11 protein-coding genes are annotated in these 16,633 nt (G+C 57.2%); 7 read left to right on the top strand and 4 right to left on the bottom strand.

Annotated elements, in window-relative coordinates:
• Positions 1–269 precede the first annotated feature (269 nt).
• Entirely contained in the window at positions 270–2,837 is a 2,568-nt protein-coding gene (locus C2134_RS20155; protein WP_103321848.1) for a TonB-dependent receptor, read from the top strand.
• An 86-nt stretch (positions 2,838–2,923) separates the two neighbouring features.
• On the opposite strand, the gene C2134_RS20160 is transcribed toward C2134_RS20155, so the two are convergent.
• Positions 2,924–3,385 carry a GNAT family N-acetyltransferase gene (locus C2134_RS20160; RefSeq protein WP_103321849.1) on the bottom strand — a complete coding sequence of 154 codons (462 nt, stop codon included), beginning with the start codon at positions 3,383–3,385 and terminating at the stop codon, positions 2,924–2,926.
• A gap of 99 nt (positions 3,386–3,484) precedes the next feature.
• Here C2134_RS20160 and parC point away from each other — a divergent pair, with 99 nt between their 5' ends.
• The 3 genes from parC to C2134_RS20175 are packed head-to-tail and all read left to right on the top strand — an operon-like array spanning position 3,485 to position 8,707.
• On the top strand, positions 3,485–5,836 hold the full coding sequence (gene parC, locus C2134_RS20165) for a DNA topoisomerase IV subunit A (protein ID WP_103321850.1): 2,352 nt from the start codon (positions 3,485–3,487) through the stop codon (positions 5,834–5,836).
• Entirely contained in the window at positions 5,836–7,392 is a 1,557-nt protein-coding gene (locus C2134_RS20170; RefSeq protein WP_199180009.1) for a two-component system sensor histidine kinase NtrB, read from the top strand. The genes parC and C2134_RS20170 overlap by 1 nt, the downstream gene beginning before the upstream one ends.
• On the top strand, positions 7,385–8,707 hold the full coding sequence (locus C2134_RS20175) for a sigma-54-dependent transcriptional regulator (protein WP_103321851.1): 1,323 nt from the start codon (positions 7,385–7,387) through the stop codon (positions 8,705–8,707). The genes C2134_RS20170 and C2134_RS20175 overlap by 8 nt, the downstream gene beginning before the upstream one ends.
• Before the next feature lie 84 nt (positions 8,708–8,791).
• Here the strand turns inward: C2134_RS20175 and C2134_RS20180 are convergent, their stop codons facing one another.
• The 3 genes from C2134_RS20180 to C2134_RS21675 all read right to left on the bottom strand — a co-directional run bounded on the left by C2134_RS20180 (position 8,792) and on the right by C2134_RS21675 (position 11,732).
• On the bottom strand, positions 8,792–10,090 hold the full coding sequence (locus C2134_RS20180; protein ID WP_103321852.1) for a hypothetical protein: 1,299 nt from the start codon (positions 10,088–10,090) through the stop codon (positions 8,792–8,794).
• The gene (locus C2134_RS20185; RefSeq protein WP_146042233.1) at positions 10,090–11,406 is read right to left on the bottom strand and encodes a hypothetical protein; all 1,317 of its coding nucleotides are present in this window, start codon (positions 11,404–11,406) and stop codon (positions 10,090–10,092) included. The genes C2134_RS20180 and C2134_RS20185 overlap by 1 nt, the downstream gene beginning before the upstream one ends.
• A gap of 161 nt (positions 11,407–11,567) precedes the next feature.
• Positions 11,568–11,732, bottom strand: coding sequence for a hypothetical protein (locus C2134_RS21675; protein ID WP_158248836.1), 165 nt, complete (start codon positions 11,730–11,732; stop codon positions 11,568–11,570).
• A 442-nt stretch (positions 11,733–12,174) separates the two neighbouring features.
• Between C2134_RS21675 and C2134_RS20195 the strand changes: the two genes are divergently transcribed.
• The 3 genes from C2134_RS20195 (at position 12,175) to C2134_RS20205 (ending at position 16,532) form a co-directional block, all read left to right on the top strand.
• Positions 12,175–13,419 carry an HlyD family secretion protein gene (locus tag C2134_RS20195; protein WP_103321855.1) on the top strand — a complete coding sequence of 415 codons (1,245 nt, stop codon included), beginning with the start codon at positions 12,175–12,177 and terminating at the stop codon, positions 13,417–13,419.
• Between the two features lies 1 nt (position 13,420).
• Positions 13,421–15,598 (top strand): peptidase domain-containing ABC transporter, encoded by a 2,178-nt coding sequence (locus C2134_RS20200; protein ID WP_103321856.1) that lies wholly within the window; start codon positions 13,421–13,423, stop codon positions 15,596–15,598.
• A gap of 136 nt (positions 15,599–15,734) precedes the next feature.
• Positions 15,735–16,532 carry a DUF3658 domain-containing protein gene (locus C2134_RS20205; protein ID WP_158248837.1) on the top strand — a complete coding sequence of 266 codons (798 nt, stop codon included), beginning with the start codon at positions 15,735–15,737 and terminating at the stop codon, positions 16,530–16,532.
• Positions 16,533–16,633 lie beyond the last annotated feature (101 nt).

Consider the following 16,633-nt stretch of genomic DNA (forward strand, 5'->3'; position numbering starts at 1 on the left):
TGACAAGAATGTTGCATCATCGAGACACGAGCTGGAAAATTCCCGCCTCAAACCATTAACAAAAAAACACAATTAATTTCATAGCCTTAACATTTCCCACGCAGCCTCCATCCGGCCGCACCAACAGACAATGCCAAGTAAGTACCTTGCCTTTGCCTCTTTTCAATGCCATTTTCATCAATCGCCAATGATGTTGCGGCCACGAGACTGCAACGATACGCCCCGCGCTGACACGCTACGGGCGCCGTGATGACAAAGGAAGAGAAGAAATGAAGGTCAAGATTCTGGCCCAGGCGATCGCCGCCATCGGCCTGCTGGGGAGCGGCTTCGCCCACGCCGCGGATGACTCCAACAATCAGCTGGAACGGGTGACGATTACCGGTTCCAACATCAAGCGCAGCATCAAGCAGGAAAAGGCCCTGCCGGTCACCATCCTGAAGACCGAAGACTTGGCCAAACAGGGTCTGACCACGGTGGAGCAGGTGGTCAACAGCATCGCCGCCAACCAATCCAGCCAGGGCTCATCCTATTCCGTAGGAGCCTCCACCGGCGGCGGCTCTTTCGCCAGCCTGCGCGGCCTCGGCAACCAATATACGCTGGTACTGCTGGATGGCCGCCGCATGGCCAACCAGGCTATCGACGGCACCTCGGCCGACCTGAACGCCATTCCACTGTCCGCCATCGACCGTGTGGAAGTACTGCTGGACGGTGCCTCCGCCATCTATGGCACCGACGCCATCGGCGGCGTGATGAACTTCATCACCAAAAAGTCGCTAAAGGGCTTCAGCATTGGCGGCAGCTTCGCCAACCCACAACATGGTGGCGGAGATGAAAAACGCGTCAATGCATCCTATGGTATCGGCGATCTCGCGCAAGACGGCTTCAATGTCTACGGCGCGATAGACTATCTAAAACACGATGCCATCATGGCTAGCCAACGTGATTTCTCCAACAAGATCACCGCAGACACTGGTAATAGTCCCAATGCCTGGCCTGGCAATTATGTGGATGGCGTCACCAAAAAATGGAAAGCTACCAGCACCACTTGCCAGCCGCCATTCTCTCAGTCCGTCGGGGGCATCTGCAAAGAGTACTACTCGCTTTATCCGGCCTTGTCGCCGGAAGTCGAGCAGATTTCGGGCATTGTCCGTGGCACGAAACGCCTTGGTGATAACCATGAGCTTTCCTTGCAGTACACGCGCACGGAAACCATCACCACCTCTCAGAATGCTCCGCTGCCAACCGGCGGCGACATCACCAGAGCCAATGCAACCGACCCAACCAAGCGCGACTTACTGTATGTACGGACCATTCCGCTAGGCAACCGGGAAACCGAGGCCAATTCGGTAACCCAGCGCTTGATGCTGAACCTGGAAGGCCTGGTTGCCGGCTGGGACTACCGCGCGGGCATTGGCCGCTCGGAGAACTTGGTCAAGGAAAACCTGAATTCCGGCTATGTCAGCAAAGCCAGGATGCAAGCGGCCGTGGATAGCGGCGCGCTGAATCCTTTCGACACCAGCGGCAACAATCTGGCCGCCTGGAGATCAGTCGGCATCACCGGCCAAACCAAGGAAGCTAAATCGACCATAGACTTGGCGGACGCCAAAATCAGCCGCGAATTGTTTGCGCTGCCGGCAGGCATGGTGGGCGTGGCACTTGGTGCGGAAGCCCGTCATGAAAGCCTAAGCACTGTCTATAACAAGGCCGTTACCCGTGATGCATTAAGCACAGGCCAAAACAAGACCGAAGATTCGATGGGCAGTCGTTCCGCCTACGCCATCTTCGGCGAGGCAGAAATCCCAGTCTTGAAAAATCTGGAACTGCAGCTGGCGACACGTTACGACCACTATAGCGACACCGAAAGTTCGCTCAATCCCAAGGTGGCATTCAAATTCCAACCAGATCCAAAGGTGATGTTCAGAGGTTCCGCCAGCAAGGGATTCCGCGCACCGTCGCTGTATGACATCTACCGTCCGAACCAGCTGCAGCTTACCGGCACCAAGTTTGTCGATTACGCAACGTGTCCGGATGGCCAAAATCCGCTCCCCGGTACCGATGGAACCGGTTGCAGCAAGATGCAACGCGACAAGCGGGTAGGCGGCAGCAAGAATCTGCAACCGGAAAAATCGTCCTCCCTGTCGTTCGGCATGGTCATTGAACCGACCAAGGATTTCACTGCCAGCGCCGACCTATGGTGGACCATGATCAAGGACCAAATCAGCATCTTGGATGAAACCTTGATCATCAACGATCCGGTCAAATACGCCAATCGCTATGTCCGCGATGCCAACGGCAACTATCAGTACATGATTGACGACATTTCCAACCTGGGCAACATCAGCGCCTCCGGCGTAGATCTGCGCCTGAATTGGACACTGCCGAAGACTTCATTTGGCACTTTTGTCGCCACCCTAGACGGCACCTATCTGGCTAAATTCTCATACCAGAATGAGAAAGGCGGCGATTACACCAACACCGCGGGTCAATATGTCGATGCCGGGCCTAACTTCCGCTGGCAGCACAATCTAACGCTGAACTGGATGTACGGTCCGTGGAGCGCCATCGTGTCTCAAAACTACAAGTCTGGTTATACCGACCAGAATGCGACACCGAACTCCGCAGGCAGCAACCACATGGTCAAACCTTACTCCACCTGGAATCTCTCGGCCTCCTATGCGTGGACCAAGCAGCTGACCGTGACCGCTGGCGTGAAGAACCTGTTTGACCAAGAGCCGCCTTATTCCAACCAGCAGCGCATGACTCAACAGAACTACGACCCGCGCTTTACCGATCCCACTGGCCGCAGCTTCTTCCTGAAGGGTTCATACAAGATGTAATCAGTCTAAGCCTGGCAGACATGACAACGGACAAGCCGCCCACACGGCTTGTCCGTTTTTATTTGCCAACCGGCAGCAAGCTATGACTACCCCTCCCGCCGCATATCCACATGCAGTATCCCGCCATCGTCGTACGGCTCAGACACCGGGGCGAAGCCGAAACTGGCGTATAGCGCGCTGGCATCGCACTGCGCCGACAGCATGATGGGCTGGCCGGCAAAGTGGATTTGACACTGCGCCACCGCCTGCGCCATCAGCGCCTTGCCCAGCCCCCTGCCGCGCGCCTCCGGCGCCACCACCACCCGGCCGATGGCCGCCGCGGCCGGGTATTTCTCGCCCGGCGCAATCAAGCGCGCGTAAGCCACCAGATTGCCGGCCTCATCGCGGCCGGACAGGTGCAGGCAGTGGATGTCCACGCCGTCCACATCGCCGTAGATGGACTGCTGCTCCACCACGAACACCTGGTCGCGCAATTGCAGCACTTGATAAAGCGCCAAGGGGGTAAAGCCGTCAAAACCGTGGCAATGCCACGCTATCCTGTTTGCCATAGTAGAATCCCTCCCATTCCTGACACAGCCGTCTGCGATGCTATAGCATGCACGCTGACGCCGTGCCTCAATCCAGATCAAGACGATAGCATTTAATATATGAGCGACCACGACCTCTTCGACCCGCCGGCGCCGGCCGGCGACCTCACGCCGCCGCCTCCGGCCGCGCCGGACGCCATCAGCGGCGACTGGATTCCGCTGGACCTGTACGCGGAGCGCGCCTATCTGGAATACGCGATGAGCGTGGTCAAGGGCCGGGCGCTGCCGGAAGTGGCGGACGGCCAGAAGCCGGTGCAGCGCCGCATCCTGTACGCCATGCGCGACATGGGCCTGGCCCACGGCGCCAAGCCGGTGAAGTCGGCTCGCGTGGTCGGTGAAATCCTCGGTAAATACCACCCGCACGGCGACAGCTCGGCCTATGAGGCGCTGGTGCGCATGGCGCAGGATTTCACGCTGCGCTACCCGCTGATCGACGGCCAAGGCAACTTCGGTAGCCGCGACGGCGACGGCGCGGCTGCCATGCGTTACACCGAGGCGCGGCTGACGCCCATCGCGGAACTGCTGCTGTCTGAAATCGACATGGGCACGGTGGATTTCGTTCCCAATTACGACGGCGCCTTCGACGAACCGTCGCTGCTGCCGGCCCGCCTGCCCATGGTGCTGCTGAACGGCGCCTCCGGCATCGCCGTGGGCCTGGCCACGGAAATCCCGCCGCACAATCTGACCGAAGTGGCCGGCGCCTGCGTGGCGCTGCTGGACAATCCGTCGCTGGAAACCGCCGATCTGATGCAATACATCCCCGGCCCGGACTTCCCCGGCGGCGGCCAGATCATCACCCCGGCGGCGGACATCCAGTCCGCCTATGAAACCGGCCGCGGCAGCGTGCGCGTGCGCGCCAAATGGGAAATCGACAAGTTGGCGCGCGGCCAGTGGCGCGCCATCGTCACCGAACTGCCGCCCGGCTCCAGCGCGCAAAAAGTGCTGGCGGAGATTGAGGAAGCCACCAATCCCAAGCTCAAGGCCGGCAAGAAGCAGCTGTCGCAGGATCAGCAAAACCTGAAGAAGCTGATGCTGGACCTACTGGACCGCGTGCGCGACGAATCCGACAGCGAAAACCCGGTGCGCCTGGTGTTCGAACCCAAGTCCAGCCGCCAGGACCCGGACGAGTTCATGAACATCCTGCTGGCGCAGACCAGCCTGGAAGGCAACGCCTCGCTGAACCTGGTGATGATAGGCCTGGACGGCCGTCCGGCGCAGAAAGGCCTGAAGTCCATTCTGACCGAGTGGATAGACTTCCGCCGCACCACCGTCACCCGCCGCCTGGCGCACCGCCTGTCCCAGGTGGACAAGCGCATCCACATCCTGGAAGGCCGGATGATCGCCTTCATCCATATCGATGAAGTGATCCGCGTCATCCGCGAATCGGACGAGCCCAAGCCGGACTTGATCAAGGCCTTCGGCCTGACCGAAGTCCAGGCCGAGGACATCCTGGAAATCCGCCTGCGCCAACTGGCGCGGCTTGAAGGGTTCAAGCTGGAGAAGGAGCTGTCCGACCTGCGCGAAGAGCGCGAAGGCCTGCGCCACATCCTGGACACGCCGGACGCGCTGACCCGCCTCATCCGCGAGGAAATCCAGGCCGATGCCGCCAAGTACGGCGACAAGCGCCGCAGCGAGATCAAGGCCGCCGAGCGCGCGGTGCTGACGCAAACCACCGCCGACGAGCCGGTGACGCTGATCCTGTCGCAAAAAGGCTGGATCCGCGCCCGCGTCGGCCACAACCTGGAGCTGGAAACGCTGAGCTTCAAGGACGGCGACGCGCTGGCGGCCGTGGTGGAAACCCGCACCGTGTGGTCCGCCATCGTGCTGGACAATAACGGCCGCGCCTACACCATCGACCCGGCCACGGTGCCGACCGGCCGCGGCGACGGCGTGCCGGTGGCGTCGCTGGTGGATCTGCAGGACGGCGCCAAGCCGGCGCAGCTGATCTCCGGCCGCGATAGCGACCGCTTCGTGGTGGCCGGCAGCGGCGGCTACGGCTTCATCGCCAAGATCAGCGACATGGCCGGCCGGGTCAAAGCCGGCAAGGCCTTCATCACCCTGGACGCCGGCGAGACGGTGCTGGCGCCGGTGCCGCTGCCGGCCGCGCCGCTGGAGCAGCTGCAACTGGTGGCGGCCAGCGACAGCGGCCGCCTGCTGGCCTTCCCGGCGACAGAGCTGAAAGAGCTGGCCAAGGGCCGCGGCCTGATGCTGCTGGCGCTGGACGACGGCGCGCGCATGACCGCCATCGGCCTGGTGGCCGGCGACAAGGCGCTGCTGTCCACCACCTCCGTCCGCGGCAAGGTGGCGGATGAAAAGCTGGCGCTGGAAGAGTTTGTCGGCAAGCGCGCCAAGAAGGGCAAGCTGATGCCGAAGAAATGGCTGATCAGCGCCATCCGCGAGCTGCCGATGTGATGAAACTGACAGCCCAGCCGCAAGCCCTGTCGCCGCGCGCCGCCTTGTTGTTCGTCAACGGCTTCCGCGCGCTGCTGCTGCTGGTGCTGTTCTCGCTGTCGCTGATCAACGGCGACAGCGGCCAAGCGCTGATCGAAGGCGGGCCGCATTTCTACCTGTGGAGCAGCGTCTACCTGCTGCTGATCGCCATCTGGTACCTGCTGCGCGAAGGCAGCCTGGGCGACACGCTGCAACTGACGTTGGCCATCGCCGCCGACATCGCCATGATGGTGTGGCTGATGGCGATGAACGATGGCGTACGCGGCGGCTTCGGCCTCTTGCTGCTGCCCTATCTTGCCGCCGCCGGCTTGCTGTCCACCGGCCGCTACGCGCTGTTCTACGCCTCCATCGCCACGCTGATGCTGCTGAGCTACGCCGGTTTCGAGAGGCTGCTGGGCAATGCCAGCCAGGCGGACCTGTCGTTCAGCGCGCTGCTGTCCGCCGCCGGCTTCATCACCGCCATCGCCACCTGGCAGCTGGGCCGGCTGGCCCGCGCCTCGGAAGCGCTGGCGGCGCAGCGCGGCGGCGAAATCGCCAACCTCAACCACCTGAACGAACTGATCCTGCAAAGCCAGCGCGACGCGGTTGCGGTGCTGGACGAAGCGGGCCATCTGCACCAGTTCAACCGGCAGGCGGAACGCTATTTCAGCCAGCTGCAGCGCGGCCAGTTGATGCCGGAACTGCTGCCGCTGGTGCAGCGTTGGCGGGACAACGGCTACCCGGCCCTGTCCACCTTTGTTCAACACAATGTGCGCGGCCGCCAGCTGGTGGGCCGGCTGGTGCCGGTGCCGGTGCCGGAAGGCCAGCTGCGCGGCGTGGTGCTGTTCATGCGCGACATGGCGGACATGGCGGAGGAGGCCAAGCGAGTCAAACTGGCCGCGCTGGGCCGCCTCACCGCCAACATCGCCCACGAAATCCGCAACCCGCTGTCCGCCATCAGCCACGCCAGCGACTTGCTGGCGGAAGACGAAACCGATCCGGCGCGGCAGCGGCTGCTGCGCATCGTCCAGGACAACGCCCGCCGCATCAACGGCATGGTGGAAGACGTGCTGACGCTGGGCCGGCGCGACCGCGTCAAGACCGAAACCATCGATCTGCCATCGTTCATCGCCCAGCTGCTGGAGCAATTTGCGCTGGTGCAGCCGCAATCGGCCGGCGCCATCGTCTGCCAGCTGCCGGACCATTGCAAACTGGCATTCGACCGCGGCCACCTGGCCCAGGTGCTGAGCAACCTGCTGGCCAATGCCTGGCGCCATGGCAGCCAGGGCCGCGGCTCGGTGCGGCTGGAAGCCGGCACGGCGGAACACCACCTGATCCTGCGCGTGATCGACGATGGCCCCGGCGTGCCGGAGGCCGAGCAATCCCGCCTGTTCGAACCCTTTTTCACCACGGAAAGCGCCGGCAGCGGCCTGGGGCTGTACATCGCGCGCGAGCTGGCCGAAGCCAACGACGCGCGCCTGGAGTACACCCCGCCCGGCGGCGTGTTCCGGCTGATCTGTCGGCTAGCCCATGACTAAGACACCCTTGCGCGTATTGATCGTCGACGACGAACCGGACATCCGCGAACTGCTGGAACTGACCCTGCTGAAAATGGGGCTGACACCGGTCTGCGCCGGCAGCGTGGCTCAGGCCAAAACGGCGCTGGCGGCCGGCCGTTTCGACCTGGCGCTGACCGATATGCGGTTGCCGGACGGCGAAGGCCTGGAGGTGGTGCGCCATATCGGCGAAGCCGGACTGGACCTGCCGGTGGCGGTGATCACCGCCTATGGCAGCGCCGACAACGCGGTGCAGGCGATGAAGGCCGGCGCCTTCGACTACCTGCAAAAACCGGTCAGCCTGGCCCAGCTGCGCAGCCTGGTCAAATCGGCGCTGAAAGTGGAAACGCCGTCCGCCAAACCCACCCAGCAGCAACGGCTGCTGGGCGAATCGCCGGCCATCCAGGACGTTCTGCGGCTGGTGGACAAGCTGTCGCGCAGCCAGGCCGCGGTGTATATCAGCGGCGAATCCGGCACCGGCAAGGAGCAAGCGGCGCGGCTGATCCATGAGCAAGGCCCGCGCGCCGGCAAACCGTTTGTCGCCGTCAACTGCGGCGCCATTCCGGAAAACCTGATGGAAAGCGAGTTCTTCGGCTACCGCAAGGGCGCGTTCACCGGCGCCGACGCCGACCGCGACGGCTTCTTCCAGCAGGCGCAGGGCGGCACGCTGTTTCTGGACGAAGTGGCCGACCTGCCGCTGGCCATGCAGGTCAAACTGCTGCGCGCCATCCAGGAGCGGGCCGTGCGCAAGCTGGGCAGCGCGCAGGAGGAGATGATGGACGTGCGCATCATCTGCGCCACCCATCAGGACCTGGCGGCCAAAGTGGAAGACGGCGGCTTCCGCCAGGACTTGTACTACCGCCTAAATGTGCTGCCGCTGCGCATGCCGCCGCTGCGCGAGCTGCGCGAGGACATTCCGCTGTTTGCCGAACGGCTGCTGCAGCGCTTCGCCAGCCACGGCCCCACGCCGCAACTGAGCGCAGACGCGCGCCAGGCGCTGCAGGACTACGCCTATCCCGGCAACTTCCGCGAGCTGGAAAACATCCTGGAACGCGCCGTCGCCCTGGCCGCCGGCCCCGCCCTGTCCCGCGACGACCTGCAACTGACCCCCTGCGCCGAATACAGCCCGGAACCGGGCAGCGACGAACCGCTGCAAGACTATCTGGACCGCGTGGAGCGCGAAGCCATCGTCAAGGCACTGGAAGCCACCCGCTACAACCGCACCCAGGCCGCCAAGCGGCTGGGAGTGACATTCCGTTCGCTGCGCTATCGGATGGAACGGCTGGGGGTGAAGTAAACCCCGCGCAAATCAGTTCCTCAGCCGACTTGCGCCTACGTAAAAGCACGCGCACATGACAGCAGCCACTTATAGCCTTCAACTCTAGACAAGCGATATGCCACGATGCTTGTGCAACATCTTTAGCAAATAGCATACCTTTTGTTCCGCCAGCGGATCATCCATTGCCTCCACCAACTGATTTACATCGACCATTTTTTGATTGTTGATTCGATCAACAATCTGGTCTAATCCTTGGAAATTGCGCAAAGTAACCTTTGTTCCCCGGACAAACAGGTCAAAATGGCCTAACTCCTCAGCTTCCCTGCAGACTATTTTATAGGGTAAGTCAGCATACACTCGGTCTCCCCGTTTGATGTCGACATCCTTGGATCTTGGAATTGGACGGTTCCTGAACCCGGCGTTACTGAATAAGGAATAGCGAAAATCTTTATAGATGCTACCAAGCAAAGACTTGATTCCAACATCCCCGCCACCAGGCAGATCAAACAATGATAGAATCGGCTCCACCGTGCTGATATCGTCAACAGGTTTTTTATCTGGCTTCAACATTACTCGAGAGTTTTTCAAATAATTTGACCTGAATCGTTCGAGTAATTGGTTGGCAAAATCATAGTCACAACGATTGAAAAACCAGCAAGCAATCCCAATTGACAATTCATTTTGCATGCCGAGATGGTATTTATTTTCCGGCATGAAATAGAACTCACCCTCACCAAAAGTATGCTTAGTTGCATGGGGCAGATGCTTTTCAATATTCATATTATTGAAGCGATTCTCTTCCGGCCCAGTCTTATAGTCATCATCTTCCCAAACATACATGGTCTTGGGACCCGGTCCAAGATGGAAGTGCAAAACGCTCTTACCAGCAAAATCACGATGAATCCCCAGCGGGGTCATATCGTAGTTTCCAACAAAGATCGTATACAGAATCCCCTCTGTCGGCATGCCTATTTTCTTCAAAATAGGCTCCAACATTAATGCGGTAGCCTGCGATAGCTCCTCGCTGAACTTCTCCCCTCGATTTAAAATAACCCCGAATTTTTTCTCCCCAAATGCCCGGCTTACCCACTCCTCGGCATCTTCATCAGGCCTAGGGTGACGTGAGAAATGATCCTCAAGGTCTAATACTTGCTTACCATCAATCCACAATCGGTATCCATATTTTTCCTTATGAACACACCCAACCTCGGCTAATATGTCCAAGATATACCGTCGTAAAATTCGCGTCTGCTCCCGACTGAGAGATGTCGGGAGTATAGCCGGTATCGTCATGTTCTTGGTTTTCGTCAAAAACCCATCCCACCACTCATTATTGAATTGATTCTGAAGTTGCTCCAAATCAATCCCTACAGCAGGATTATTAATTACGACTCGCTCCATTACACTTCACTCCCCATGATTTCATTTTGATGAGCTAGATGGCTAACATTCACTACTTTCACAATACCATGGTATACATGCAGCTCAGACAAGAAATGCAAGCCAACCTTCTCGCTCCACTGCGGGTCTAACAGCTTCAACAAATAACTAACTTTATGCTCACGCCCATCATTCAGCGCCTTGATCAACTCAAGCAAGCATGCATGATATTTAATCTCGAATTTATGCCCTCGCACATAAATCATCACTTTCTCCATGCCATCTATTCTTCGCGTCAGAATACGGTATGGACTTTCAATTTTGACAACATCCAGAGGAGAGAATACTTCTCGAGTTTTATTTGCAAAAGGAGGATTCCGATACCCAGCATTGCTGAAAATCTCCAGCCGCCAATCCTGATATGCCTTTTTAATCAATTCTTGAAGCGTCAAGTTTTTATATTCTTGTGGCAATTCGCAGGCTGGGAAAATATCATCTATATGACTATCATCTTGGGGAGGGCGGAGATCATGATCAATAGCATCTTTACCTGACAGGTTGATCTGCTTGTGCACATGATTCAATAACTCTTGGGTAAACCTTCCATTGGTGTGGGTGTACTGCCACACCGTTATGGCAATGGAGAGTTCTTTTTGAGCCCCAATATGGAATGTGCCTTCCGGCATGAAAAATAAGTCACCAGACTGTATATGGTAGCTCTGCGCATAAGGCTCTAAATCATTAAAATTCCCCTTGCGCAGCCCTCCCTCAGTTGTCAACTTACCGTATTCATCCTTATCCCACACATACATGGTTTTTTCACCAGGCCCAACATGTAAGTGCAAGACATTTTCACCGCGATAATCTTGGTGTATCCCAAGCGGAGTCTTGTCGTAATTTCCGACAAAGATTGAAAATTGAATCCCATCGCGAGGAAGTCCAATTTTGTCAAACAAGGGCTTCATCAAAACAGCAACGTCTTTTGAAAATTTCTGATCAAACTTTTCCCCGGAGTTTATTATTACCCCAAACTTCTTATCATTAAATACTCGCTCGCACCATTGAACAACACACTCTCCATCTAGCGGTGGATTATCATAGATATCCTCTATCTCAGATGAGCCTAGTTGGTGGCCCTCCAGATAGACTCGAAAACCATATTGAGAAGAGCGTAGTTTAGCAATGGCAGAAATAATGTTTGCAACAGCGTGCCGGTATGAAACTATTTTCTCTGCATCTAGAGGCTTACAAAAAACCGCTGGAACGCTAAGTTTTTTAGTAACATGAATGAATTCATCCCACCATTCATTGCTAAAGACAATCGGCTGATTTTCCATTTGCATCCCTGAGATTACCACCAACACCATAAAACCCGAGCACGCCTAAATACTTTTAGTCGCTACTAAAAACATGAAAGGGCCTAACTTCTGAATAGATGTTAGGCCCCTCCAAGCAAGTCATGCGCAGAGCATATCCCTACGCAATCATTGGTCCAACCTTATTCAGCAACGACATTTGCATGAATATGAGTGCTGCCAGAATCTACGTGAACAGCGCCACCAGAAACAGAAACTTCTTCCAGCGGAGACAGAACCGAAATGCCCAGAACATCAGCGATTTCTTGATCTTGTGCGAATTGTTGCGCTTGCTTTTCGTTTTGCATTTTATTTCTCCTTGACTTGATGTGATATGACCAAAATAAATGGTCGCTACTCTATTTTCACTAAATGAAGTGCCTATCACTCCAGACTGCATTACCCACATGGGTAGCGCTGGAAATGACATAATCATATTATGACTTTGACATTTGACTGTCAACGGCGAAACTTGTCATTTTTTTATTTATCATAAAATAGCGATTAAATTGCAATTAAAAGTTATAACAAACATTATTGTAGCTTTAACTTATGATTTATTAGCACCAAAATACTTAATTAAATTCTACTCTACAGCACTTTTGCAATGCTGATTTACAAATAATCTCTTTTCAATACAATGGCTTACCATGCGCCTCAAAGCGGATACTGCTTCGTACAACTATCTTTCTTGAAAAAAATGTTGCCAGGATAGAGAATGATTCCAATGACATACAAATTAAGACTACCATGCAATCTCTGTTCCGCCCTCAAGCCTTATCCCACGCGACTGTTAGCCAATATGGGAATATTATTTTATTGCGGTCAACTAGTCTTGCCTGGCTAACCGCAACGTTTTTCTTACTCTCCATTTCCATCATTCTTCTCTTTTCTTTCGCGAGTTACACTAGAAAAGAGCAAGTTAATGGCGTCCTAATGCCACTCCAAGGGTTGATTCGGCTTCAGTCACTACAACCTGGCATCGTAATCGCGGTAAAAGCAAAAGAAGGACAACAGGTACATACAGGCGATGTACTGTTTGTTCTGGCGAATGAGCGGGTCAGCGCAACACACGGCGATACTGCTAGCACAATTAGCGCCCTGCTGCAGGCGAGACGTGACAGCCTGCAAAATGAAACGGGACTGCTGCATCATCAAATGGAACAGAAAATCAATGCTCAGCAACGCAGACTGAAAGATCTCGGCAGCGAAATCCAGCGTATCGATGAGCAAGTGATGCTGCAAAAAGGCCGCATCAAACTAGCGGAGCAGGCTGTTGAGCGAAATGACAAGTTGCTATCATCGCACTTTATTTCTGCGGCGGCCTTGCAAGACAAGCAAGCGGAGCTGATAGACCAGCAAGCCAAGCTTGCCGACCTTCAGCGCGCCAAGGCATCGACAGAAAACGACCGGGATACTGCGGCGCAAGATTTGAATGATTTGCGCTTCCAGATACGTCGCGACGAGGCTGCCGCCCAGCGCAATGTCGACGCAGCCGAACAAGACCTCACCGAAAACGAAGCTAAACGCACGACGCTGATCCGCGCCACGCAGGCCGGCATCGTCAGCGGCATCGCCACGCAGGCAGGGCAAACCGTATCGAGCAGCATGTCCTTGGCTAATCTGTCTCCTATCGGCTCACCGCTCGAAGCGGAACTATATGCGCCTTCACGCGCCGCGGGTTTCGCCAAACCAGGCCAAATCGTGCAAATCCGCTATCAAGCCTACCCTTTTCAGAAGTTCGGCCAGTTTCAAGGTGTGATCCGGGAGGTGTCGCATAGCCCCATGACCAAGGATGAGCTACCCATGGGCAGCAATGCGACTGAGCCGCTCTATCGAATACGCGTCCGGCTACAAAACCAATCGGTGAAAACCTATGGCCAGCAACAACCCCTAAAAGCAGGTATGGCACTGGATGCAAGCATACTACTAGAGCAGCGCAAGCTGTATGAGTGGGTGTTGGAGCCTCTGTTCAGCATCAGCGGAAAGGTTTGATATGGCCCTACAGCACCCAGTGCTCCAATTTTTCAGCCGACGCCGTCTCCCCCTACTGCTGCAAACTGAAGCGGCAGAATGCGGACTGGCCTGTCTTGCCATGATCGCCAGCTATTGGGGACACCATATCGATCTGACCAATATGCGTCGCCGCTTCGCCGTTTCGCGCAAGGGCACGACGCTGAAAAGTCTGATCGGCATGGCTCAGGGTTTGGGCCTACAAACCCGGCCATTGAAGCTTGACATGCCATTCTTGCCACAGTTGAAGCTGCCCTGCGTGCTGCACTGGGATATGAATCACTTCGTGGTGTTGAAGCGCGTCACCGCCAAGCACCTTATCATTCATGATCCAGCCGTCGGTGAAAGAAAACTGTCGCTGGAAGAAACCGCCAAACACTTCACCGGCGTCGCGCTGGAGTTGGCTCCGGGGCACGAGTTCACGCCGATGGAGGAAAGACAGCACGTGAGTTTGCTCGCGCTGATGGGCCGAGTCGACGGCTTGGGGCGTGGCGTGACACAGCTGCTATTGCTAGGGCTGGCGCTGCAGGTATGCGTGTTGGCGGCACCCTTCTATCTGCAATGGGTGGTGGATGAGGCCTTGCTGGCAGCGGATCGCAATTTGATCACGGTGCTCGGTATCGGCTTCCTGCTACTGGTGCTGCTGCAATCCGCGATTGAAGCCGTCCGATCTTGGGCCACCACAGCCCTGGCCACTAGTCTCAATTTCCAATGGTTTGGCAACGCCTTCGCCCATTTGATGAAGTTGCCGCTCGCCTGGTTCGAGAAACGTCATCTAGGCGATATTGTCTCTCGCTTTGGCGCGATCCAAACCATACAACGCAGTCTGACCACCCAATTTGTCGGGGGCTCGATCGATGGCTTACTGGCGCTCGCTACGCTTGGCGTCATGCTGCTCTATAACGCCAAGTTGTCGGTCGTCAGCCTAATTGCCGTTTCCTTGTACACCATGCTTCGCTGGTCCATTTTCAGAGGCCTGCGCGAGGCCACGGCGGAGCAAATCATGCATGCCGCACGGCAAAATACCCATTTCATCGAGTCGGCGCGTGGCGCGCAAAGCATTCGACTATTTGGCCGCCAGGAATCCCGCCGCATTTTGTGGATGAACATGCTGGCCGATCAGTTCAACGCCGACTTGACCATTGCTCGATTGACTATCTCTTTTCAAACAGTCAACTCCCTACTATTCAACGCGGAACGCGTCATTGTGGTATGGCTGGCCGCATTGGCCGTACTAGACCACCAGTTTTCCGTCGGCATGCTGATCGCCTTTCTGAGCTACAAAGACCAATTCAGCCAGCGCATCTCCTCCCTCATCGACAAGCTGTTCGAACTCCGTATGCTGCGTCTGCATGGCGAACGGCTGGCCGATATTTTGATGGCGACGCCAGAGCCCGAATACAGTGATGTGGAAGTCGACCCGGAACAGGTGCAGCCGGCGATAGAAATACGCAATGTCTCCTTCCGCTACTCCGACGGCGAGCCCTATGTACTGCAAGATCTCAATTTGATCGTGCCTGCCGGCCAATGCCTGGCCATCACCGGGGCCTCTGGTTGCGGCAAAACCACCTTGCTTAAATTGATGCTGGGCCTGCTGGAGCCCAGTGAAGGGGAGGTGCTGGTCGGTGGCATCCCGCTGAAACAGCTTGGCCTAGCCAATTACCGCCAGCTGCTGGGCACGGTGATGCAGGACGATCAGCTATTCGCCGGTTCCATCGGCGACAATATCTGCTTCTTCGATCCCCAACCTGATGTGCGCCGCATTTATCAATGCGCCAAGTTGGCCGCCATCCACGACGAAATCATCGCCATGCCTATGGCCTACAACACGCTGTGCGGCGACATCGGCTCAGGCTTGTCCGGCGGCCAGAAGCAGCGCATCCTGCTGGCGCGCGCGCTATACAAGCAGCCCAAGCTGCTAGTGCTGGATGAAGCCACCAGTCATCTAGATGTGTGGAACGAAAAACTGGTCAACGCCGCGGTGCGCGACATCGCCATGACGCGGCTGCTGGTGGCGCACCGGCCGGAAACCATCGCCATGGCCGAGCGCGTGGTGGTGCTGGAGCAGGGGAGAATCGTTCAAGATGCCCTCAATACTTCGACCGTTACAGACGCCGTACAGACCAAGCAAGAACATCCGCTGAACGCCTCAGTAAACTGAGTTCCCTGCGCGCCCAGTCGATTGACGATAACTTTTCACAAAGACAAATTTTGAGCAGAGTAAACCCCGCGTAAAACCCCTCACGCCAGCCATCAGCAACGGTATGCTTGGGTCGGTTTGTATCCAATCGACATTGATGATGACACCTCTTCGCCACTTATGCTGGGGCGACAGCGCCGCCGGCAACCTGAAGCAACGCAACCGGCTGCTTGGCTTGTCCCAGCCGATCACCGCCATGATGGAAGACTTCCGCATTGGGGAGCTGGCCGACGCCGATGCGGCCATGCCGCGCCAGCGCATCGCCTGGCTCAAGCGCCTATGGGCCGCGCAGTGGTGGTATGAAGCGGAAGAGTACGAAACGCCGCTGCTGCTGCACCAGGCGGAGTGCCACGGCCAGTTGCTGGAGGCGCTGCAAGCGCCGGCGCCGCTGGTGATCTGGATAGGCAACAACGCGCACGACCGACTAATGCTGGCCATGGCCGCCAGCGTGGCCGCGCCCGCCACGCCGCTGCTGGCAGCGGACATCACGGGCCAGGTGGCTTTCCAGCATGAAGGGCATTACGCAGTGGCGATGTGCCCGCCGGAAGCCTTGTTGGATATCAAGCCGGTGGAGCTGGACCCCGCCGCGCGCGCCTCGCTGGCCACGCAATGGGCGCACTGGAAAACGCGCGAGGCCGGCTGGCGCGAAACCGCCTCGGACGGCGGCATCATCCAATACCCGCTGGACCATCTGGACCCGCTGCTGCTGGCCAGGCTTTCCCGCTCGCCTCAATCGGCCAGCCGCGTGGTGGGAGAGGTCATGGGAACCCATTCTGGGCTGGTGCCGGACAATTTCCTGTTCTGGCGGCTGGATGCCCTGCGCCAGGCTGGTCAGGTGGTCTTTACCCCGGTTGACGGCCCCAAGCCGCAGTCGCCCCTCGTCGCCCTGGCTTGATCTAGACATTCCACGGAAAAGACCGACAGACAATGGCGGAACGCCCTGCACAGCAGGGCTTCCGCCCTACGGGTCGATGCAAAAGCGCGAAGAAGGTCATG

This window comes from Chromobacterium sinusclupearum, from assembly GCF_002902845.1.
Lineage (GTDB): Bacteria > Pseudomonadota > Gammaproteobacteria > Burkholderiales > Chromobacteriaceae > Chromobacterium > Chromobacterium sinusclupearum.